Origin of the sequence: Roseivirga sp. (assembly GCF_965216855.1) — a bacterium.
Taxonomy (GTDB): Bacteria; Bacteroidota; Bacteroidia; order Cytophagales; family Cyclobacteriaceae; genus Roseivirga.
This window is the reverse complement of sequence record NZ_OZ244204.1, coordinates 864,310-885,627: the sequence shown is the minus strand read 5'-3', so window position 1 is coordinate 885,627 and position 21,318 is coordinate 864,310. Positions and strand designations below refer to the sequence as shown.

Annotated in this window: 18 protein-coding genes; 5 read left to right on the top strand and 13 right to left on the bottom strand. The window is 43.5% G+C overall.

Annotated elements, in window-relative coordinates; translation table 11 throughout:
* Position 1: 1 nt before the first annotated feature.
* From cls to ACOOEY_RS03875, 4 genes are all read right to left on the bottom strand, one after another.
* A complete protein-coding gene (cls, locus tag ACOOEY_RS03890) occupies positions 2-1,453 on the bottom strand; it encodes a cardiolipin synthase (protein ID WP_420387365.1) in 1,452 nt (483 codons plus the stop codon).
* Positions 1,454-1,493: 40 nt separating this feature from the next.
* Positions 1,494-2,339, bottom strand: coding sequence for a 1,4-dihydroxy-2-naphthoyl-CoA synthase (locus ACOOEY_RS03885; protein WP_420387364.1), 846 nt, complete (start codon positions 2,337-2,339; stop codon positions 1,494-1,496).
* Between the two features lie 177 nt (positions 2,340-2,516).
* The gene (locus tag ACOOEY_RS03880) at positions 2,517-5,831 is read right to left on the bottom strand and encodes a VPS10 domain-containing protein (protein ID WP_420387363.1); all 3,315 of its coding nucleotides are present in this window, start codon (positions 5,829-5,831) and stop codon (positions 2,517-2,519) included.
* A 113-nt stretch (positions 5,832-5,944) separates the two neighbouring features.
* Positions 5,945-6,613 carry a hypothetical protein gene (locus tag ACOOEY_RS03875; RefSeq protein WP_420387362.1) on the bottom strand — a complete coding sequence of 223 codons (669 nt, stop codon included), beginning with the start codon at positions 6,611-6,613 and terminating at the stop codon, positions 5,945-5,947.
* Positions 6,614-6,724: 111 nt separating this feature from the next.
* Here ACOOEY_RS03875 and ACOOEY_RS03870 point away from each other — a divergent pair, with 111 nt between their 5' ends.
* Positions 6,725-7,507, top strand: coding sequence for a helix-turn-helix domain-containing protein (locus tag ACOOEY_RS03870; RefSeq protein ID WP_420387361.1), 783 nt, complete (start codon positions 6,725-6,727; stop codon positions 7,505-7,507).
* Here the strand turns inward: ACOOEY_RS03870 and ACOOEY_RS03865 are convergent.
* Both ACOOEY_RS03865 and ACOOEY_RS03860 read right to left on the bottom strand, forming a co-directional pair.
* On the bottom strand, positions 7,504-7,704 hold the full coding sequence (locus tag ACOOEY_RS03865) for a hypothetical protein (protein ID WP_420387360.1): 201 nt from the start codon (positions 7,702-7,704) through the stop codon (positions 7,504-7,506). The two genes, ACOOEY_RS03870 and ACOOEY_RS03865, sit on opposite strands and share 4 nt — an antisense overlap.
* Before the next feature lie 45 nt (positions 7,705-7,749).
* Complete coding sequence (locus ACOOEY_RS03860; protein ID WP_420387359.1) at positions 7,750-8,751, bottom strand: AMP-binding protein; 1,002 nt, start codon at positions 8,749-8,751, stop codon at positions 7,750-7,752.
* Positions 8,752-8,844: 93 nt separating this feature from the next.
* Here ACOOEY_RS03860 and ACOOEY_RS03855 point away from each other — a divergent pair, with 93 nt between their 5' ends.
* Positions 8,845-9,966: a carboxypeptidase-like regulatory domain-containing protein gene (locus tag ACOOEY_RS03855; RefSeq protein ID WP_420387358.1), complete on the top strand. Its 1,122-nt coding sequence runs from the start codon at positions 8,845-8,847 to the stop codon at positions 9,964-9,966.
* On the opposite strand, the gene menD is transcribed toward ACOOEY_RS03855, so the two are convergent.
* The 3 genes from menD to ACOOEY_RS03840 are packed head-to-tail and all read right to left on the bottom strand — an operon-like array spanning position 9,948 to position 13,274.
* Complete coding sequence (gene menD / locus ACOOEY_RS03850; protein ID WP_420387357.1) at positions 9,948-11,630, bottom strand: 2-succinyl-5-enolpyruvyl-6-hydroxy-3-cyclohexene-1-carboxylic-acid synthase; 1,683 nt, start codon at positions 11,628-11,630, stop codon at positions 9,948-9,950. The two genes, ACOOEY_RS03855 and menD, sit on opposite strands and share 19 nt — an antisense overlap.
* Complete coding sequence (locus ACOOEY_RS03845; RefSeq protein WP_420387356.1) at positions 11,627-12,853, bottom strand: isochorismate synthase; 1,227 nt, start codon at positions 12,851-12,853, stop codon at positions 11,627-11,629. Before ACOOEY_RS03845 ends, menD begins: the two co-directional genes overlap by 4 nt.
* A 1-nt stretch (position 12,854) precedes the next feature.
* A complete protein-coding gene (locus tag ACOOEY_RS03840; RefSeq protein WP_420387355.1) occupies positions 12,855-13,274 on the bottom strand; it encodes a hotdog fold thioesterase in 420 nt (139 codons plus the stop codon).
* Between the two features lie 58 nt (positions 13,275-13,332).
* On the opposite strand from ACOOEY_RS03840, the gene ACOOEY_RS03835 reads away from it, so the two are divergent.
* Positions 13,333-13,956, top strand: coding sequence for a histidine phosphatase family protein (locus tag ACOOEY_RS03835; protein WP_420387354.1), 624 nt, complete (start codon positions 13,333-13,335; stop codon positions 13,954-13,956).
* Here ACOOEY_RS03835 and ACOOEY_RS03830 read toward each other — a convergent pair.
* The 3 genes from ACOOEY_RS03830 to ACOOEY_RS03820 all read right to left on the bottom strand — a co-directional run bounded on the left by ACOOEY_RS03830 (position 13,937) and on the right by ACOOEY_RS03820 (position 17,269).
* The gene (locus ACOOEY_RS03830; protein ID WP_420387353.1) at positions 13,937-15,265 is read right to left on the bottom strand and encodes a tetratricopeptide repeat protein; all 1,329 of its coding nucleotides are present in this window, start codon (positions 15,263-15,265) and stop codon (positions 13,937-13,939) included. The genes ACOOEY_RS03835 and ACOOEY_RS03830 overlap by 20 nt on opposite strands.
* Positions 15,266-15,383: 118 nt before the next feature.
* Positions 15,384-16,160: a zinc ribbon domain-containing protein gene (locus ACOOEY_RS03825; RefSeq protein WP_420387352.1), complete on the bottom strand. Its 777-nt coding sequence runs from the start codon at positions 16,158-16,160 to the stop codon at positions 15,384-15,386.
* 11 nt (positions 16,161-16,171) lie between these two features.
* Positions 16,172-17,269 carry a Nif3-like dinuclear metal center hexameric protein gene (locus ACOOEY_RS03820; protein ID WP_420387351.1) on the bottom strand — a complete coding sequence of 366 codons (1,098 nt, stop codon included), beginning with the start codon at positions 17,267-17,269 and terminating at the stop codon, positions 16,172-16,174.
* Positions 17,270-17,316: 47 nt separating this feature from the next.
* Here ACOOEY_RS03820 and lpxK point away from each other — a divergent pair, with 47 nt between their 5' ends.
* Both lpxK and ACOOEY_RS03810 read left to right on the top strand, forming a co-directional pair.
* The gene (lpxK, locus tag ACOOEY_RS03815; protein WP_420387350.1) at positions 17,317-18,354 is read left to right on the top strand and encodes a tetraacyldisaccharide 4'-kinase; all 1,038 of its coding nucleotides are present in this window, start codon (positions 17,317-17,319) and stop codon (positions 18,352-18,354) included.
* Positions 18,355-18,362: 8 nt separating this feature from the next.
* Positions 18,363-20,282, top strand: coding sequence for a putative porin (locus ACOOEY_RS03810; protein ID WP_420387349.1), 1,920 nt, complete (start codon positions 18,363-18,365; stop codon positions 20,280-20,282).
* On the opposite strand, the gene ACOOEY_RS03805 is transcribed toward ACOOEY_RS03810, so the two are convergent.
* Positions 20,283-21,194 carry a DUF3078 domain-containing protein gene (locus tag ACOOEY_RS03805; protein ID WP_420387348.1) on the bottom strand — a complete coding sequence of 304 codons (912 nt, stop codon included), beginning with the start codon at positions 21,192-21,194 and terminating at the stop codon, positions 20,283-20,285.
* Between the last annotated feature and the right edge of the window lie 124 nt (positions 21,195-21,318).

Below are 21,318 nucleotides of genomic sequence, written 5' to 3'. Positions count from 1 at the left end.
ATTAAAGGAGTGGTGCCAGGAGCCTGCATACTGACTCTTTTAATTTCTGATAAAGCCCTCTAGCCTTCCATTCCTTCCATTCTACCTGCTTGCTTTCTAATTTATCCTTTTCGAATTCATTCATCAGTTGATGTACAATCACTTTATCATAGAAGTAGGCGTTGACTTCATGATTCAAATCAAAGCTTCTGTAGTCCATATTGGCGCTACCCACAGAGGCAAAGTTTTCGTCTATGATAATGACTTTGGAGTGAAGGAAGCCTTTCTTGTACAGGTATACATTCACATCGGCTTCGAGTAGCTGCTTGATGAATGATTTAGTAGCCGATTCAACAATCCATGAGTCAGCTGTATCAGGAATGATAATATCTATTTCAATGTCGCTCTTGGAGGCCGTAACAATGGCATCCATGATACTTTCATTCGGAATAAAATAGGGAGTGGCAATACTGACTTTTTTCCGGGCTGAGCAAATGGCCAGAAAGAATGAGTCCATAATGCTCGCTAACTCCCAGTCGGGGCCACTGGCATTGATCTGAACCAGGTCTTTCCCTTTTGGGGTGAACTCTGGAAAAAACTGACTTTCGGGGAGTATTTCTTCCTGTGTGACAAACTGCCAGCTGAGCAGGAACAAAAACTGAAGGGTTTTGACAGCTTCACCTTCTATGCGTACATGCGTGTCTCTCCAATAGGTAGGGTATTTTCCATTATTGATATACCTGTCACTGATATTAATTCCTCCAGTGAAACCAATCATTCCATCTACTACCACAATTTTGCGGTGATTACGGTAATTGATTTTACTGGTGAATGAAGGAAATAGTACAGGCATAAATTCAACTATGTGAACTCCTGCAGCTTTGAGGTCTTGAAAGAATCCTTTTGAGAGGCTGAGGGAGCCAACCCCATCCACAATCATCTTGACGGAAACTCCTTCACTTGCTTTTCTTTTAAGGACTTCAGCTATGTGGTTGCCAATATCTCCCTCTTCATAGATGTAGTATTCGAAGTGGATGTGGTGTCTTGCCTGCTCCAAAGCCTGAATGAGCACCGGGAATTTCTCTTCACCATTGTTTAACAGGGTAACAGTGTTGTTTCCAGTTAGTGGTGATAGGTCTTTTTTAAGGAAGCGGATCACCCGTTCGTATTGAGAAAGCTCCGGTGGGAGTACCTCATCAATAGATTCCTTTTCAATTCGTGTTTGAAAGTACAGGTCGCCAAAAGCCTGATTGATCAGTTGTTTTTTGGCAAATATTTTCCGTTTCCTAATGTTCTGGCCAAAGAAAAGGTAAATCACCACTCCGAATAGTGGCAGGAGTAAAAGCAGGAGCAAATATGAATGAGTCTTGAGCGGATTTCTGTTTTCCAGCAGAATGTTAATGACAACCGGAAATATGACTACATAATAGACTGGTAAAATGTATGGCGAAACGGTTTGCCAGAGCTCAAGCATGAATCAAGTTAAGATCTAAGACCTTAAGTTGGTCAAAAAATCACGGAATCCACTTAATATCCTTGAAGTCTGGCTTTCTTTTTTCCAGGAATGCATTTCTTCCTTCTTTAGCCTCATCTGTCATGTAAGCCAGGCGGGTAGCTTCACCGGCAAATACCTGCTGACCTACCATGCCATCGTCAGTTAGGTTAAAGGCAAACTTCAGCATTTTGATAGATGTTGGTGACTTCTGCAGTATTTCCTGTGCCCATTCATAGGCAGTGTCTTCCAGCTCATCGTGTGGAATTACCGCATTCACCATGCCCATATCGAAGGCCTCCTGAGCGGAGTAATTTCTTCCAAGGAAGAAGATTTCTCGGGCTCTTTTCTGTCCAACCATTTTGGCTAAATAGGCTGAGCCGTAGCCTCCATCGAAGCTGGTTACATCGGCATCTGTTTGCTTGAAAATGGCATGTTCTTTACTGGCTAAAGTAAGGTCACAGACCACGTGCAAACTGTGTCCGCCTCCGACAGCCCAGCCTGGGACCACTGCAATGACCACCTTGGGCATAAAGCGGATCAGCCTTTGCACCTCAAGAATATTGAGTCTTGGCATTCCATCGTCATCTACATATCCCTGATGACCTCTGGCACGTTGGTCGCCACCGCTACAAAATGCCCAACCACCATCTTTGGGAGAAGGTCCTTCTCCCGAGAACAGAACCACTCCAATACTGGTGTCTTCTCTGGCATCGAGGAAAGCTTCGAACAGTTCAGCTACTGTTTTTGGCCTGAAGGCATTTCTAACTTCAGGACGATTGAAGGCTATTCTTGCCACACCAGTTCCTGATTTTTGATAGGTGATATCTTCGTATTCCTTTACGGTTTGCCAGTTTGGTTTGCTCATGATGCTAAGTTTGACTGCGAAATTAAGCGATAGGGCAGAAGTAGCAAGCCAGAAACCCTTAAAACATTAATATTCGAATAGGTTCATTGGCTGAAAAGTCTTATTGATACCTGATCAATGGGTATAAAAAAAGGCTACCCCTGAGGAGTAGCCTTTTCAATTAGCTTATATCAATTCTTAGTTTCTGATAGGATCAGAGAAGTCTTTGAAGAAGTTGAAGCTCACTTTCTGATAAGCTTGCTGGAATGCTGGCCAGTCATTGCTGAAGAAGTCATTGACGGTGTCCATAGCTTCGTTAATCATTTTCTGAGCGTTTTCTTTCAGATCCATCTCATTTTGCCCCGGAGCAGTAAGTCTAGAGCTGGCATATCTTCTTGCCTGGCCCAACCAGTTATTGGCATTTGGATAGCTTTCTCTAGGAGTAGCTTGTCCACCTGGTCTTCTGATTCCGGTAGTGATTTTCTGAACCTCTTCGAATTTCTCTTTTACGGCTTTCAAAGCTTCGCTTAACTCTTTGGTCTTGCTCTTGTCTTCTTCTTCCTTAATCTGAGCTTCTACTTTGCTGATGATGTCGTCCGCTTCTCTAACTCGGTTAGTTAATTTGAAGAAAGTCTGAGACATTTTCAGGATTTCGTCCTGGAAGTCCTGCTTAGCTCTCAGGTCAGACATACTCACATCAATTCTAGGGTCAGTGTGAACTGTTACAGACTTTTCAACTTTGTGGTCTCCCAATTCAAGCACTACAGTGTAAGTACCCGGTAAAGCTTCACCGGCAGTTTGCTCACGGTTACGTCCACCACCGAAGCCTCCGCCACCGAAGCGACCGAATCCACCACCGCCAGAGAATTCAACAGGATAAGGATTTCTTCTGTTCAAGTCCCAGTTGATTGTATTAACCTGACCTTTTTTATAAGTGCTTTCGGCAGTTCTTACTGTATCACCACTGGCATCTAAAACGGTCATTTTAATACGGCCTGGTAGCTTCTTAGCTTCTGGTTTAGCTTCTTCCTCTGCCTGAGCATTTCTGCGTCTTCTTCTGTTATTTTCAGGAGCAGGCTCAGCAGCAGCTTCAGCCTCATCGTTTCTAACATAGAACTTAATGGCAGCACTACCGAAGTATTTGTTTTCACCTTCAAATGGTCCGCCATCTGCAGGGAATCTCATGCCAGCCGGCTGACGGTAAGTCATTTGATAAGCATCAGCCACATCAAATACGATCAGATCTTCGGCTTTAGCAGTGTTAACCCCTCTCTTGGCAAACTCACGCAATGGACGAATATCATCCAATACATAGAATGCTCTACCAAAAGTACCAATGGCTAAATCATGCTCTCTTTCCTGGTAAGCCAGGTCATAAGTCGAAACGTTAGGGTATCCGTGATTCCACTTGTTCCAGGTCTGTGCTTTATCGAAACTTACATATAGTCCATTCTCAGTACCAAGGAATACCAGGTTTGGCTCAATTGGATCCTGAAGGATAGAAAGTGTATATCCGAACACCTTGTTATCATCAGCGATTCTGGTCCAGGTTTGACCGTAGTCAGAAGTATGATAAGCATAAGCAGACCAGTCATTTCTTCTGTAGTTGTTGGCAATTACCCACGCTTCACCAGCATTATACTCTGATGCTCTGATTTGAGGAATCCAGCTCCCTGCAGGTAAACCAGGTAATTTAGCTCCTACATTAGTCCAGGTTTCACCTCTGTTTTGAGTGATTTGAACATTTCCGTCATCTGTTCCTGCCCAAACCACATTTCTGTCTACCGGGCTTGGAGCAATAGCAATTACAGTAGTGAAGTTTTCTGCACCAGTAGCATCAATAGTCAATCCACCACTTTCGTTTTGCTTTTGTTTCTCAGGGTCATTGGTAGTCAAATCTGGAGAAATGATTTCCCAATCATCACCACGGTTTGAGCTGTAGTGAACAAACTGAGATCCATAATACACACCGTTAGGGTTATGAGGATCAATTGCTACAGGAGCATTCCAGTTGAACCTTAATTCAGTAGCGGTATCAGGTTCAGTAGGTCTAACAGTTTTGTTATAACCAGAAACTTTGTCGTATCGGCTTACATTACCTTGCTGAGACATGGTGTAACCATAACGAGAGTCACTTACGATAGGGGCCACATCGAAACCATCACCAAAGCTCAATTCCTGCCAGTCGCTGTTTCTTACACCGGCATAGTTGAATACGTAAGAAGGACCTACCCATGAGCCGTTATCCTGCATACCACCATACAGGTTGTAAGGGAATTCATTATCTACATTTACGTGATAGAACTGTCCAACAGGGATTTTCTCAGTGAATCTCCAGGTTTTACCCATATCTCGAGAGATGTTGAGACCACCGTCATTACCATCTACCAGGAATTCAGGGTCGTTAGGGTGAATCCAGAAAGCATGGTGGTCAGGGTGAACACCAGAGTAAGGAATGATTACATCGAAAGTTTTACCACCATCTTCTGATCTTGAAACCATTGAGTACAAGCTGTACACTCTGTTCTCATTATCAGGATCGGTGTAGATTGAAGAGTAATAGAAAGGTCTGTTACCCATGTCGCCTTCTTTGGCAGCAGTAGTGCGCTCTTCCCAGGTAAAACCACCATCTTCTGATCTGTAAAGCGCATTGGCTTTAGATTCGATGATAGCGTATACATAGTTCGGTTTGTTATGAACGATAGAAAGACCAATACGTCCGTAAGGGCCTTTTGGTAGTCCACCTTCACCAGTTAAATTTTTCCAGGTGTCACCACCATCAAGTGTCATGTAAAGTCCTGAGCCTTCACCACCAGACTTAAATGTCCATGGCCATCTTTTGTGTTCCCACATGGCTACGAAGATTTTGTCAGGATTGCTTGGGTCGGCTACCATATCAGCCACACCAGTCAGGTTGTTGGTATAAAGGATTTTCTCCCAGGTTTTACCACCATCCATTGTTCTGAATACACCTCTTTCTTCGTGCTCACCCCAAGGTGAACCGATAGCTCCAACATATACAATGTCCGGATTGTCTGGGTGAATATAAATTCTGTGGATGTTTCTGGTTTTTTCCAGTCCCATTAGTTCCCAGGTTTTACCACCATCTAAGGTTCTGTAAACACCATATCCCGAGCTAACCGAGTTTCTTGGATTTCCTTCACCTGTTCCTACCCATACAACGTCAGGGTTCTTTTGGTAGATGCTGATAGCACCAATACCTTGAACTGCCTGATCATCGAAAATAGGCTCCCAGGTAAGTCCGCCTCCGGTAGTTTTCCATACACCACCTGAAGCAGCACCGGCATAAATTATGTCCGGGTTGCTCTGAACTACATCAATTGCTGTAATTCTTCCACTCATGGCAGCCGGGCCAATGCTCCTGGCATTCATGTCTTTAAAAATGTCCATGTCTACTTTCTGCGCCCAACCTAGTGAAGCGGTGAAAAGAAGCATGAAACTAAAAAGCAAGATTCGTCTGATATTTGAATCTCCGATTTTCCTAGTCGTCATCAGATTCTTTTTTTGATTGAATAAAAATCAAAATATGTTAAGAATTCCGCGACTAAAATCGAATTCTTAGGAGCGAGGAAAAAGCGTTATAAATGGCGAAGTTAGCTTGACAATTAGTAGAGATAGGCCTTAATGCCGATGCCGAAAGTAAAAGAATCGAATTTCGACTGTTGCACTTCCAGCAGGTATTCGTTGTTCTCCCTGTCATAGTTGACAGATGACGGAGACAAATATTCTGTTCTACCGCTCTTGAGGGACTTGAAATAAAGATCGAGTAAAACGTCTTCACCAAGTGGTACTTCTATGCCTGCCGACAGACCATAAGTAAAGGAAAAATCATCCCAATCTGTGAAGTGATCGAAAGCGTCTCTTAGTGGTCCATCGCGCAAAATGGAACGGGTATATACGTAGTTAACGCCAGCAGTGAAATCTACATAAGGGTAGAAACCTGCATCACAATCGGGAGAAAGTCTGATGAAACCCAGCAGTCTGGTCATTTCAAACTGTCTGCGATGCCTGACATCACCCAGAACCTGGCCGTGCCAGCCGTCTCTCACTTCAGAACCATACCGGGTGAAGTCCAGTGTACCTCCGGCATAAATAGGGGATTGACGAATATTGAAGGCTCCGGTCAATGCGAAACCACCACCCCAGATGCCTGGTGAATCTTTTCTGAGTTCTCCTGTAGGTACAAAGCCTTGTACATTAAGACCGATGGTATTTTGGGCAGAAAGCTGAAATGCACAACAGAGTAAAATGAGTGCTGAGAAAAAGGACTTCATGATTTTTGAGTTGATTGACCCCAACTTTCTAACCAATAACATGCCAAATTAACACTAAATATTTTGTCATATAGCTAAAATAATTAGTTATTTTAGTGCAAAATTGATGCTATGAGTTTGGTCTCCGAAAATATCAAATACCTGAGAAAGCTACACCATTGGACACAGGGAGAGTTTGCTGAAAAGATAAATATTAAAAGATCATTAGTAGGTGCTTATGAAGAAGGAAGAGCTGATCCTCGGTTGAACAACCTTCAGAATATGTCTAAACTCTTTGGAGTTTCAGTGGATGCTATGATTTCCAGAGACCTGACAGGTAAGACCCATGAAGAGCTGGAAGCATTGAATAAATCATCTGGCGGTATGAAGGTTCTTTCGATTACGGTAGATGAGGAAGACAATGAACTGATAGATTTGATCCCTCAGAAGGCATCAGCAGGTTACCTCAATGGATATGCAGATCCGCAGTATTTGGAAGACCTTCCAAAATTTCAGATACCAAGCCTGCCAAGGTCAGGTACTTACAGGGCTTTTGAAATTACCGGTGATTCTATGCTGCCTATCAGACCCGGTACGATCGTTATCGGTCAGTATGTAGATTCAATTCATGACATCAAGGATGGCCGATGCTACATCATTCTTTCAAAAGAAGAGGGAGTGGTCTATAAAAGGGTATTTGATTACACCAAAGAGCATGGTCAATTGTTCCTGGTTTCTGATAATAAAGCCTATTCGCCTTACAGGGTTGATGCCGGAGATGTCATTGAGATTTGGGAAGCCAAGGCTTATTTGAGCATGGAAATTCCTGAGTATGCAGATGATGATCTGAGTTTTGAACAACTGAAAAATATCGTTCTGGAGCTACAGCAAGAGGTGATTAAGATGAAGGGCTAGAAAAAGTCCCTGATCATTTCATCCAGCGGAAAGTTGTAGTTGGGGAAAATGTCGATTTCCAACATAGACTTGAGCTCCAGCGCTAACACAATAAACAGGACGATGAACAGCAGGTTAAGCAGGAATTTAACCGCGGTTATTATATCTGCCAGGATGAGGTTTGCGATAGATTTTCTCTGTAGGCTTCTTAAAGACATACCTAAAGATATTGGTTTTGTAATCTCTAAAACTAAGTAAAACGCCTAATTTCCAGCATCAAAAGATTGATTATTTAACTCTAAAGTTCTGGATCGATCGATCTTACCACTTGGGGTTAATGCCAAACTGTTTTTAAGTAATAGCCATTTTTTAGGGAAATGGTACTTGTCGAACTTCAGTTTGAGTGTGTCTTTGTTAGCAGAAATATGCTCATAGATATTCTCATCCTTCAGCATGGCTACCAACTGTTCACCCAGACGGTCATGGTTCTCTTTCCATAGAATTATCTCTGTCTGAAAGTAATCTGAAAGCTTCTTTTCCAATGGCTCAATCAATATTTTAATGCCACCACTATTGACTACCAGATCTGCTCGGCCCAGCCATTGAAAGCGCTGCTCTTTGATTTCAACAAGATCGTTGGTGGAAATCCATTTCCCATTTGTTACAGTGCCTTTAATTTCCAGACAACCCCAATCATTTAGCCGGATTTCATTATCACCAATGAGTTGATAGTACTCAGATGGGTTTTCCCCATTGAGCCGTTTCAATGCTATATGAGACAGAGTTTCCGTCATTCCGAAGGTTTGGTAAATATTCGTTTTCAGGTTTCGGACTTTCTGTAACAGCTGATCATTAATGGCCCCACCTCCGATAATGAGTGTATGAATACGGTTGAGGAATTCCTTACCCTCTTCAGTATCAACGAGGCTTTCAACTTGTAGTGGCACCATGGCTGTGAAGTCTATCTTGCCTTCGACCATGGGAGAGGAGCTGGCGGGAACAACTTTTAGACTCCATTGACCAATAATTGCCCGGACCAGCATCATTCTTCCGCCAACCATATCAGGGTTCATGCATAGCAAAGTTGTTGCTCCTTTTGGAATATGCAGATGGTTGATAGTGGCCAGGGCACTGGCTTCCATTTGATGCCTTGAAACGGCTATAGCTTTTGGCTTGCCTGTAGAGCCGGATGTATGGAGGGTAAAGTTTTGCTGGTCTGAAAACCAGTCGCGAATGAATTGTTGAGTTTTTTCTGCCCAAATCAATGATTTCGGCAAACTTATTGAGGCGAATTCGGTAAATGAATATGTTTGATTCTGGAATATAATCTGACCTACCACAACCAATTTTAACTAATTATGAGACACCCACTGCTCTTTTTATCTCTTTTCTTTCTATTTGTTTGTCAAGCCCGGTCACAGGAAAACTTTGTGATCACAGGCACGGTGAAGGATGCTGAAACAGGAGAGACACTTCCTTTTGCCAATGTGTTTTTTGCCGAGACGACTTACGGAGTTAATACCGATACGGAGGGTAACTTCCGGTTAGTGGTGCCGCAGGCTGGTACTTATGATTTGATCGTCAGGTTTGTGGGATATGAAACTTACGGGCTCAATATGAGGCTGGAAGAGGAGAAGGAGATTAGGCTGGATGTGAATCTGAGGCCGGAGCAGGTCAATCTTGGGAGTTTTACGCTCACTGCCAGAAAGGATGAGGAATGGCAGCGTTACCTCAAGGAGTTTACAGAACTGTTTCTGGGCTATTCCAAAAATGCTTCCCAGTGTAAAATCCTCAATGAGGATGTGTTGAACTTCTATTTCGACCGAAAGGAAAACACCCTTTATGCCTTTGCCAAAGAAGCCATTCAGGTCGAGAATAAGGCTTTAGGTTATAAGATTGATTATCACCTGGAAGAATTCAGAATTGAATATTCGAAAGGGTTGAATACCTACTATGGCTTTACTGTCTTTACCGAAATGGAAGGAAGTAAGCGTAAAGAGAAACGCTGGGAAGAAAATCGTCAAACTGCCTATGAAGGTTCCCTACAACATTTCTTTTCAACCGTATTTGAAGGTAAACTGGAAGAAGAGGGCTACATCGTACAATTGGCTCAGGATGTTGAAGGCTTCGGTCGGGTGCTAAATCCACAAAAAGTGAATCTAAAGGACTGGTTGGATGAAGGGGAGACTACCCTTTCCAGAAGGCTGCCTTTCGATAATTATCTATATGTGACTTATACCAAGGAGAAGGAAAGCCCTGAGTTTGTTCAGAATTTTAAACCTGGAGGTAGACTGAACTCAGTATCAGCTTCCGATTTAGGTCAACAAGTCTCATGGATTTCTTTAGTCGAGGGTAAAAACTCCATTGAGTTTGAAGGCAATGGCTATGTCTATGACCCGATCAGTTTTTACTCCGCTGGCTATTGGGGTTTTGAAAAGGTGGCGGATATGGTGCCTTTGAACTATAAACCCAAGCAATAGGCTTTAAAGTCGGCTAGTACTTTTTCATTGACCTTAGGATCAGAGAAGACTTCCAGAATTTTGGCTGAAGATGATGGATTGAAGAAGCTTTTGAGTTCGTCATTCAGTTGATCATCATTTTTAGCAGTAGCATATTCAAAGCCGAATTCCTTGGCTGTGAGTTTTGCAGTTATAGGTTGGTTCGTCTGAAATAGCTTTTCATAACTAGCCAGAGATCGTGGCCCCTTGATCATTCCGAAAATGCCGCCCCCTGCATTATTCATCACTATGATTCTGAGGTTGTTGAGGTCGTAAGGATGCCAGAAGGCATTTCGATCATACAGGAATGCCATATCTCCGGTAATCAATGTGACCATATCATCGGTGCTTAAAGCAGCTCCGACTGCTGTACTGTTGCTGCCATCTATTCCGCTGGTTCCACGATTGCAGTAAACCGAAACTTCATTTTGTCGAAGACCAATAAAGTTGGCATAACGAACAGACATACTATTGGCCAGGTGCAGTTGTCCTTGAGTTGGTAGTTGATTCAGGCAGGTTTGTACTGCTTTGAATTCTCCGAAAGTAGCTTGATGAAGGAAGTCTTGTGCTTTTTTCTCTACCTCGCGGCCTAAAGAGCTCCAGGCTTCACCAAATGCACTGGTATCAGATTCAGAAACAAGTGTAGTCAATGTCTGAATGAACTGAGCCGGTTTTTGGTCAATCACATGAGTCACTTGCCGGAGCGAGTCATTCAATCGACTTCCCTGACGAATATGCCAATGAGCTTTGGTGGGATTCTTTCTCAGGAATTCCTTCAGGTTTTTGGATATGAGGGAATTACCAAGGGTAATAAGCAATTCCGGGGCTTCCAGTTTAGGTTGCCCTTGCAGAAATACATCTTGTTTGGTTATAACATTCTCAATTCCGTGTTGATTGGCTGTAATCTCATTAATGATCGGGGTGCCTGTCTTTTGGGCTAAGTCTGCTAAGGCTTGACTTAGTTCGGTATCAGGATTCGATTGCCCCACAACGATGAGTCTGTTAGAGAAGCTTTTCCATAGTCCAAGCAGCTCATTCCAGTTGGCTTCACTTAATGTCTTTTCAGCTTCAAGGCTTTCGATCTTTCTGACCTTAGGATATTCAAATTTATCGTCTTCTCCCGGGTAGAAGGGTTCTCTTAAAGGTACATTGAGATGAACAGGTCCTTTTGGGAATGATCGTGTGGCCAAAATGGCCTCATTCACCAAACGATTGGCGTGCCATTGCGCATCGCTATGGCTTAGGTCAACTGGTAAGTTGAAAGCAGCTTTGACGTGTTTTCCGTAGATGTCTTCCTGCTGAATGGTTTGTCCGTCATACTGATTGACCCATTCAGGAGGCCTGTCTGCTGTTATGACCAGTAGAGGGATTTCCTGGTAATAAGCTTCGGCTATAGCAGGGGCATAATTAAATGCTGCGGAACCTGAAGTGCAGATCAGTGCAACGGCTTCCTGCTTTTGCAGGGCGATGCCCATTCCTATGAAGGCGGCCGATCTTTCATCAGCAACTACTTTCACATCAATTTCAGGGTGGTTTTCAAAGGCTAAGCTAATAGCTGCCGACCTGGAGCCAGGAGAAACTATGGCTTGTTTAATGCCATGGGCCGCACAAAGGCTGGCAATCTCGTTGATGTGAGGTAGTATCAATTGGACTGATTCAAAATGTTCAGTAAGGTATTGAATTTCATTTCTGTTTCAGCAAATTCCTTTTCAGGATTGGAGTGTGCCGTTACCCCTGCACCTGCGTAAAGTCTGGCCTGCTCATCAGTCAATTCCATGCAACGCAGGTTTACAAAGAGGTTGGTTTTGTCTTCAATGTTAACCGGGCCTAAGAAACCGGCATAGAATGAACGATCCAGTTTCTCCTCATGCTTCAGGAAGGAAAGGGCCTGTTCGCGAGGCATTCCGGCTACTGCCGAAGTTGGATGCAGCAACTCAAGCATTACGGTTGGTAATTCAGGAAAGTTGGTAGCGATTAAATCTACTTCCAGCGTAGTCTTCAGGTGTAATAAATTACCCGCCTTAATGGTTTCGGGACCTTTCTCTGAGAATTCTCTTAATCTGATCCTTTTGAAGCAGTTGATGATATATCTACTCACCATGGCCTGCTCCTCAATTTCTTTCTGTGTCCAGGCAGTCTCGGTCAATGAATTCTCAGGATTGTATCGTTGAGTGGCCGCGAGAGCAGTTGTTCTGAAAATATGGCCTTCTCTCTCAATGAGTACTTCAGGCGTTGCACCCATCCAGGTGCCCGTCTCAGGAATAGATACGAAAGAGATGAATGCATTTTGATAAGCAGTGCATAGCTTAGTAAAAAACTGCACTACATCGAAAGATGGGGGGAGTTGTATGTCTTTAGTTCGGGCCGGAACAACCTTTTCAATAAATCCATCTTTAATGGCCTCAACACATCGGGTAACCAGCTCACGATAGTCTGAGGCATTGGAAGGAGTGAGAGATCTGGGCTGAATAAAACCGGTAGATTCTTCGGGCTGCTCCAGTTTTTCAATCAAACTCACTTTGAACTGATTCAACTGGTCAGCTTGCTGTAGTGAGTCACCCGGCTTAATAACTATTTCTTCAAAGTCGAAAGAGATAATAACGTCAGCTTTAAGGAAGAGTCCTTTTTCTTCTCCAAAATTGAAGGGAGCCAGAGCGAAACCATTTTTCAGCTCTTCCATCTCATATCTTTCTAACTCCAAGGCCTTGTTGAAAGAGATCAACACGTTGACTTCTGACTGATGAGGCATTCGCCACACCGCCATTGGATATCCCTCTTCACGCGCTAAACGAATGGCGGCACTCATGATTTGCTCTTTTGAGTAGCTCTTTAAATCCGGTTCAGCGACAAATGCTTTCTTATTCTCCATCCTATTTTCTGTCCAATACAGCCATAGTTATTCGGCTGATGCATACCAACTGGTCTTCCTCATTGGTAATTCTAATCTCCCAAACCTGAGTCTTTTTACCTACATGAATGGGAGTGGTTTTGCCATAAACAAAACCATTGCGCACCGATTTAATGTGGTTGGCATTAATGTCCAGCCCTACGCAGAACTGCTCGTCCGGATCAACCGTCATGGTGGCCGCAATACTGCCTAGCGTTTCTGCTAAAACCACTGAAGCACCTCCGTGTAACATCCCAAGAGGCTGATGAGTTCTGTGATCAACGGGCATTTTGCCAATCAGGAAGTCATTTCCTAACTCAGTTATTTCTATACCTAAATGTTCAACCAAAGTGTTTTTGCCTAATTGGTTGATAAATTCTAAAGAGGCTTTTGGGTGGAACATGCAGTTCTTGATTAATTTTTAGCTTTGCGGCTGGTTCAGGCAAAAATAGAAGAAATCGATGATCAAAAAAATATACCTCACCCGGCATGGAGAAACTGATTACAACCGAAAAGGCGTAGTGCAGGGAAGTGGTATTGATGCTGACCTCAATGATACGGGTAGGGCTCAGGCAGAAGCCTTCTATCAGGCTTATCAGACTAAGGCGTTCGACAAGCTGTATGTGTCAGGCCTGAAAAGAACCCATCAGTCAATGGACAAGTTTATTCAAGGTGGTCTGGACCATGAGATTCTGCCGGAGCTGAATGAAATCAGTTGGGGTATTCATGAAGGCGTTTCGGTGGATCAGACAGGGCAGGAGTACTATGCCAGCATGATCAAAAAGTGGCAGAGCGGACAGGTTGATATCGGAATTGAAGGAGGGGAGAGCCCGTTGCAAGTAGCGGATAGAATGCAAAAAGCGCTTGATTATATTCTGGCTCAGGATGATGAGAAGGAAGTGTTAATCTGTATGCATGGTCGGGCTATGCGTGTGATGCTGGCAGTCATGCTCAACTATCCTTTGAAGAGTATGGATAGTTTTTCTCATGCTAACCTGTGTTTGTATCAGTTGGCTTTTACCGGAAGTTCCTTTCAGCTGGAGAAGTACAATGATACCTCACACCTTATTCATCTAGCAGGCTAAGCGCCACCTTGGCTTTGCTGTCCAGGCTCATCTTATAAGGATGTTTTCTGAAACTCAGTACTCGTTCAAAGTACATGCTGGCCGCCTCTTCATCTCCCGCATCTCTTTGCAGATAGCCTAATTGGAGGAAAGAGTTGGGGGCATAGTAAGTCTCTTCTATAGTCTCGGCCTGCTCGGTTACCTGTCGGTACAGGTCTATAGCTTTTGAATTTTCACCCTTCACATGATTCAGGCGTGCTTTCCTGTAAGTGAGCTCTACTTGTTCTAACTCTGAAAGAGCTGATGATTCCAGGTGGCCGATCAGGGTTTGCGCGCGGTCAAAGTAACCACCATCGATGGCAAAGCGCAGCTGAAGCATATCCAGGTTGATTGTAGGCAACTGATCCATGATTTTTTGCGCATTCTTGTCGATCTCTGAGCTTTCCGCCTTGCTGGCTTTAGCCATGTTCAAATAGTCATTGTATTCATTGTTTTTGCCCTGAAGCTTATGACTAAGTGCAATCTTCAGATAGGCATCTTTCTGATAGGTGAGGCCCTTAAAAGCATCAAGGAATTGGTGAAAATAGACAATGGCACTATCGTACCGACCTTCTTGAAAGTAGCTTTCCGCAATCAGGTAGTGTTTGAAAGGAACTGAAATAGCCTCGTCCTGCCACAAAACTCTGGCCTGAGAAGCCTGATGTGACTTTTGAAGAATAATGCCCTGAAAGTATTGCGGAAGCGGATTGGTTCCCAAAGGGTGCTCCATGATAAATTGTGGAGACATGGCTTTGTTTTCGAGCAGGTGAGAATAGACCATGCCCAGGATAATGGAAGACTCCAAACCAAAGATTTCGCTATTGGAACGATTTCGCCTCAATTGATCAATCCCTTCTTTAACAGTGCCTTTCATACCAAAGAGGTTGAAAATCCACTGGTAATTGTCGGGTGTTACACCAAAGAGAATGCTCAGCATCCCGGAAGTACGTCCATTCAAAGCGAAGTTTGGAAAGTCTTCTGTATTCTCTTTGATTGTTTTATTGGCACTGCGCAGGCTCCAGAAGGCGCCCCATTCTTCTCCATACTTCAGCTTAATGAAGGCCCACTGCAATTTGATCTCCGCCATGAGAAAACCTTTCCAGGGTGTTTTGGCTTCGTAGTCTTCTATGGCTTCAATCCGTAGGTCTTCAAATTCTTTCAGGGCTTCGAAAGTGGAATCACTTTCAAAGAAGATGAGTGAAAAAATGTCGTGCAGATTATCGTAGTAGATGTCTTTGAGTTGCGCCTCATTGCGAGCCTGAACAGGGAAGTTGCCAGGTCGGAACTCCATATTCAACAGTGCATTGAGCTTTTGACTTTGTCCGCTCAGCGACAGGCTTAGACATAAAAAAAATGGATAGACAATTAAGCCTATCCATTTTTTATGTCTTATGTAGTGTACCAAGTGTTTAGCCAGCTGTTTTTCTGGTTCTTCTTGGCTTTTTCTTCTCTTCAGTAACAATCTCGTCAGTCACTTCGGCCAGAATTCTACCACAGTGCTCACAAACGATGATCTTCTTGCTGTCTCTGATGTCAGCTTGTCTCTGCGGAGGGACAATGTTGAAGCAACCACCACAAGCGCCACGACTTACAGGAACTACTGCCAGACCATTTCTTGCATTATCTCTCAGCTTATTATAAGAGTTAAGCAATCTGTCTTCGATGTTCTTAGAAGCCTTCTCTCTGTCTTTCAAGAGTTTCTCTTCATCATCCTGGCTCTCTTTTGTCAATACTTCCAACTCATTTTTCTTGGTATCGAGATCTTTCTTTCTCTCGTCCATTTCGTGCTGAGTTTTCTCAATCTCCTCTTTCTTAGCGTCAATCTTAACGTAAGACTCTTTAATTCTCTTTTCAGAGATTTGAATCTCAAGATTCTGAAGCTCAATTTCTTTGGTTATTGCATCGTACTCACGATTGTTTCGAACGTTCATTTGCTGCTCCTCATATTTTTTAATGAGGGCCTCAGAGTTCTTAATCTGAGTTTTATGATCAGTGATATTGGCTTCTAGCTCACTGAGTTCGTTATTAAATTTCTCTATTCTTGTTTCGTATCCGGCTATCTCATCTTCAAGATCGGCTACCTCATCAGGAAGTGCTCCTCTTACTTTTTTAATCTCATCTAATTGAGAATCAATTGATTGTAGCTTTTGTAGCGCCTCTAATTTCTGTGCAACTGTTTTTTCCATTAACCGTGTTTTTAGAAGTATTTTACGGGGTTCGTATTCACCTCTGACAAATAGGTTGCAATATTAGCAAATTTTTCACTGATAAACGCACCAAGTAGCTCTTTTGTAAATACTTCACTTTCATAATGTCCAATGTCGGCAATCATGATTTTGCCCTCAGCATCGAAAAACTCGTGGTACTTAAAATCCGATGTCACAAAGGCATCGGCACCCGCTCCCATAGCAGCTCTCAGGAGAAAGCTTCCGGCTCCGCCACATACTGCTACGCGACTGATTTTGCCCTGATGAAGAGGGGTGTACTTGATGGTATTCAATTGCATGGCCTTTTTGAGATGACTGAGGAATTCTTCGCTCTCCATCGGTTGGTCCAACTCGCCAACCATTCCTGAACCCACTTCCTGATTTTTATTCTCTATGGTCTGAAGGTAGTAGGCTACTTCTTCATAAGGATGAGCTTTGCGAAGCGTGTTCAAAATCCTGTGCTTCAGGTAGGTCGGAAAAATGAGTTCTACCTTGTTCTCATTGACTTCTTCCTGCTCATTGTGCTTACCAATGGTTGGGTTGGCCTTGTCATTCGGTTTGAAAGTACCTGTTCCAACCACCCTGAAACTGCAATTGGAATAGTTACCAATATTACCTGCTCCGCTTTCATGTAGCGCATCCAACACCTGATTTGTATCTTCCTCAGGAATGAATACCTCCAGTTTGGTGAGAGTAGCAGATTTAGGGGAAAGGATGCTCGTGTTTTTCAGCCCGATTTTTTCAGCAATCTTCTTATTCACTCCCACTTCTACATTGTCGAGATTGGTGTGGATAGCATAAATGGCAATGTCATTTTTAATGGCTTTGATGATGGTGCGTTCCACGTAGTTCTTTCCATTCAGTTGTTTCAACCCTCTGAAAACAATGGGGTGATGGGCAACTATCAGATTACAGTCTCGCTGAATGGCTTCATCAATAATTGACTCAATACAGTCCAGCGTACAAAGTACTCCCTTGACTTCTGCCCGAGGATCTCCGGTAATTAAACCGGCATTGTCATAGTCTTCCTGATAAGCCTTTGGGGCTATGCTTTCGAGGAAGTCAGTGATATCCTTTATTTTTGCCATATTTGCTGCCTTTTACCGGCTAAGATAGTCAGCTTGCTATGAATTACATGAGGTATTTGCTGTTTCCCTTTTCCATGCTGTATGCCGGTATCATGCGTTTGCGCAATCGGCAGTTCAATCAGGGCAGCCGCCCCATTGCCAGTTTTGAGCGTGTGATTATTTCAGTCGGTAACCTTTCTACAGGAGGTACCGGTAAAACACCCATGATTGAGTACCTCATCCGGCAGCTTAAAAGCGACTATGCTCTGGCTACTGTAAGCCGCGGTTATGGTCGAAAAACCAGAGGGGAGCGCATTGCGGGGGAAGAGGATTCAGCCAGAACTTTAGGCGATGAGCCTTTTCAGTTTTACAGGAAGTTTGGAGATGAAATAAAAGTGGTGGTGGGTGAACAGCGTGCTCTGGCCATTCCACACCTGCTTATGGATTTTGAATTAACAGAGCTCATACTGCTGGACGATGCCTTCCAGCATAGGCAAGTAGCCAGGGATTTGAACATTATGCTTACTGATTACTCGACCCCTTTTTACAATGACTTTGTTTTACCTGCCGGTAATCTCAGGGAAGGTAGAGGTGAAGCCGTGAGAGCTGATGCCATAGTAATGACTAAGTGCCCTGAAGATTTATCAGAAGCGAATAAGAAGGAGATAACCGGAAAGATCAACAGGTATAACTCAAATGCCGAGGTCTTCTTTTCGTCCATTGCTTATGGTGACTTGAAAGCAATTTTTGGGGAGGCTCAGCCAAAGAAGCAGGTAGCCGTGGTTTCTGCCATAGCCAAACCCAAACCCTTCTACCGGTTTCTGGAAAGGCAGTTTGATATCGTTGAGAAGTTCGAATATGTAGACCATTACAATTTTAAAAGTCAGGACCTGGACAGGATTTTAAGAAAGCTTAACGGAAAGGATGTTTCTATTGTCACTACGGAAAAGGACATGGTACGACTTTTGCCATTTGCAGACCATTCTTTGATGAAGCAATTCGACAGCTTCTACCAACCCATTGAGCTGACAATTGACAGGCCTGAAGCTTTCAGAAAGCTGTTAATTGATGCCATTGAAAAGAGGAAACGTGAACTGAATTCGTAATTTTGGCTGTGCTTAAAAAAGTAGCTTTTCTTGCTGTATTAATATCGCTTTCATTCTCATTGAAAGCCCAAAATGGACTCAATTCATTCAATAACGGAGCAGACTCTCTACTTCAGGCCCGAATGAATGCCCGCGATGCAGAAGCCCTGGCGAGTAAGGGTAACTATAATGCCGGTAGCACCCGCTTTACTTTTGAGAAAAACTTCAAGTTCAACAATATCATTTTTCAGAATCCGGATACACTGCCCGATAATATGCACCGGGTGAGCATGTACGAACGCAATAAGTACCTGATCCAAAATCTGGGAAATGTTGGAACGGCTCAGCGCTCACTGTTCTACGAACCTTCGCATGTGATAGGAAGAACTTCAGGTTATACAGCCTATGATGCCTTTTACACAACTCCTGATAAAATCCGGTATTTCGATACCAGGTCACCCTATACCGATATCGAGGCCTTGTTTGCAGGAGGAGGGAGGTCAATCTCCAAGGTGTTGTTCACCTTCAATGATAGTACGCAGTTCAATATTGGAGGAAGCTTCAATGCCATCAGAGCGGAGAAGCAGCTGGCTTATCTGAGCCGAAGCGACAGGCATGTGAATAGCAATGACTGGAATATTTTTGGTTTCGTCAGGCCTAAAAATCTGAGGAAATACCTGCTGCTCTTTAACCTGACTCAGTTCAGTCATACCGTTTCAGAACAAGGAGGAATTATCGACCCGGAGCTTCAGCCGAATACCCCGGATGCTTCGTTTTTCGATTATGAGGATGCGAATGTCTATCTCTCCAATGCGGAGAGCTATGATAAGAGAGGTGGCTTACACCTGTTTCAGCAGTTTGACCTTGATTCCATATTTCAAATCTATCACACCTTCGATTACAGGGAGCAGCTGGTTCGCTATAATGACTTGTATGATCTGAATGGTTTTGATCAGTATCTCTATAGCGAAGTGACCCCGGGTGAGACTTCAGGAACGATAGAGGAGGGGACATTCTTTAGTGAATTATCTAATGAGTTAGGTCTGAAAGGCAGAACAAAGAAGTTTTCATACACTGCCTACTACAAAAACAGAATGCTCACCAGCGAGATTTTCAGAGATGCATCCAGTACTAAAAAGACAGAGCATTATGTAGGGGGAACCCTACGCCAGCAAATTACGCCTAAGATATTTCTGAGTGCAACAGGTCAGTTTCTCTTCGATGGTAATTATTTGGTTGAGGGAGAATTTACCAGTGATGTGTTTGAAGCGACCTATAGCCGGATTGTAAGACAGCCTTCGTTTCTGGCACAGCGCTATGTGGGAGAGCAAATGAGCTGGACCAATGACTTTGGCAATGAAACTTCAGATAACCTGGAGGGGACCATTAAGGTGAATTATGGAAGAGTGTCTTTCAGGCCTTTCCTACGTTTCAACCGAATTTCGAATTACCTCTACTTTGATGAAAATCAAATGCCTGCCCAGGCCAATAGCGATGTGGTGTTACTGACACCGGGTCTTCACTTCGATTATCAGTTAACAGAAAAGGTAAAGTGGAGCAACACCTTCCGATACAACTCTATCTCAGGAGGTTCAGCCGATACTTATCGTTTGCCTGAAATGATGGGGCTAAGCCAGTTAGCTTACCGAAGTGTGGCGTTTGATGGTAAAATGGTGGTGCATACGGGAATAGAGGCTTTCTTCCAAACGTCTTATCAACCTTTGGGGTATAACCCGATTGTGCAGCAGTTCTATCTTCAGAATGATTTCACAAACGATGACTTTGTGAAGGTGGATCTCTTCCTGAATTTTAAGGTAGGTAACTTCCTGTTCCTGGTAAAGATGGGGCATGCCAATCAACCATCAGGGGGAGGCTACTTCATTACTCCCAACTATACAGGAGCCAAGCGCAGCCTTGATTTAGGCGTACGCTGGCTGTTTTTTGATTAATTAGTCTTCAGTGGTGAATAGTGAGAAGTTCACTCCAAAGTTCAGCACATGCTTAAATTGAATAGCTCTTTTAGGCGCAGCACCATCAGCTTGAGGGATGAGGATATCATCGTCATAAATCAACTGAGTACCAAAGGTGGCATTGAACCATTTGTTCACTTTCATCACCAATAGTGTCTCCCAGTTGGTATCTACGTTACCGAAGGTATTATAAGCACTAAAGAAGTTCAATGTACTCTTAAAGCTAATGTTGTCCATAATAGGCAGGTCAAGTACAGCGAGTACGTTAGAACCGAATTCAGCTCTGGCTTTTTCACCCGGCTCTACACCAAATGCCCCTGCTGCAGATAGCTCATCGTCAGAAACGAAGGTGAATTTACCCGCTGCGGGTGAGATAGAAAGGGTGAAGACTTCACTTGGATCATATTCTATACCCAGGTTGATGGTCAGGTATCCCGGAGCCATGAAGTTTGAAATCTTTTGAGAGGTTTCAGCTCCCGGATCAGTAGGGGTTGGGGCAGGAGTGAACTTCAAACCTTCCAGCAACTGTGTTCTGAATATTCCTGAAATGGCATAAGACCAGTTGTCATCAATTGTATGAGAATACTTGGAGAGGAGGATGATGTTATCGTCTGTCTTACGGAATCCCTGGTCGCCCACTTTGGCACCACCCAGTGCAAAGTCGAACTGGTTTACCCAGCGATTTTGTCCATGAGTTCTTTCAATTTTGGTGTTGAAGACTGTACCCAGGGCAATAGAGTTTTCACCCCCGGCAGCCCAATTGGAAAGTCCAACATTGGCAAAGTTTAATCCCCATGAACCGGTCTTTTTCACCACTACTGAATCGCCCTGAGCGAAGGTGGCTGCTGTAAAACCGGTAATCATAAATAAAGCAAGTATCAGTTTTCTCATTGTGTTTGGCTTTTGATGTTGGCAAAAATGCCTCAATCATTGAAATAAACCAAGGTGTAATAGAAATATAGACCAATTCACAAGTCTCACTTTCCTAAATGAGCTGGCCATTTTACCTTTGTCG

Excerpts from the sequence above, each read along its gene's own strand:
- ACOOEY_RS03880 (WP_420387363.1), bottom strand. The coding sequence starts at position 5,831 with ATGACGACTAGGAAAATCGGAGATTCAAATATCAGACGAATCTTGCTT.
- ACOOEY_RS03855 (WP_420387358.1), top strand. The coding sequence starts at position 8,845 with ATGAGACACCCACTGCTCTTTTTATCTCTTTTCTTTCTATTTGTTTGT.
- ACOOEY_RS03870 (WP_420387361.1), top strand. The coding sequence starts at position 6,725 with ATGAGTTTGGTCTCCGAAAATATCAAATACCTGAGAAAGCTACACCAT.
- cls (WP_420387365.1), bottom strand. The coding sequence starts at position 1,453 with ATGCTTGAGCTCTGGCAAACCGTTTCGCCATACATTTTACCAGTCTAT.
- ACOOEY_RS03825 (WP_420387352.1), bottom strand. The coding sequence starts at position 16,160 with ATGGAAAAAACAGTTGCACAGAAATTAGAGGCGCTACAAAAGCTACAA.
- ACOOEY_RS03835 (WP_420387354.1), top strand. The coding sequence starts at position 13,333 with ATGATCAAAAAAATATACCTCACCCGGCATGGAGAAACTGATTACAAC.
- ACOOEY_RS03820 (WP_420387351.1), bottom strand. The coding sequence starts at position 17,269 with ATGGCAAAAATAAAGGATATCACTGACTTCCTCGAAAGCATAGCCCCA.
- lpxK (WP_420387350.1), top strand. The coding sequence starts at position 17,317 with ATGAGGTATTTGCTGTTTCCCTTTTCCATGCTGTATGCCGGTATCATG.
- ACOOEY_RS03805 (WP_420387348.1), bottom strand. The coding sequence starts at position 21,194 with ATGAGAAAACTGATACTTGCTTTATTTATGATTACCGGTTTTACAGCA.
- ACOOEY_RS03875 (WP_420387362.1), bottom strand. The coding sequence starts at position 6,613 with ATGAAGTCCTTTTTCTCAGCACTCATTTTACTCTGTTGTGCATTTCAG.
- ACOOEY_RS03845 (WP_420387356.1), bottom strand. The coding sequence starts at position 12,853 with ATGGAGAATAAGAAAGCATTTGTCGCTGAACCGGATTTAAAGAGCTAC.
- ACOOEY_RS03865 (WP_420387360.1), bottom strand. The coding sequence starts at position 7,704 with ATGTCTTTAAGAAGCCTACAGAGAAAATCTATCGCAAACCTCATCCTG.
- ACOOEY_RS03830 (WP_420387353.1), bottom strand. The coding sequence starts at position 15,265 with ATGGAGTTCCGACCTGGCAACTTCCCTGTTCAGGCTCGCAATGAGGCG.
- ACOOEY_RS03840 (WP_420387355.1), bottom strand. The coding sequence starts at position 13,274 with ATGTTCCACCCAAAAGCCTCTTTAGAATTTATCAACCAATTAGGCAAA.
- ACOOEY_RS03885 (WP_420387364.1), bottom strand. The coding sequence starts at position 2,339 with ATGAGCAAACCAAACTGGCAAACCGTAAAGGAATACGAAGATATCACC.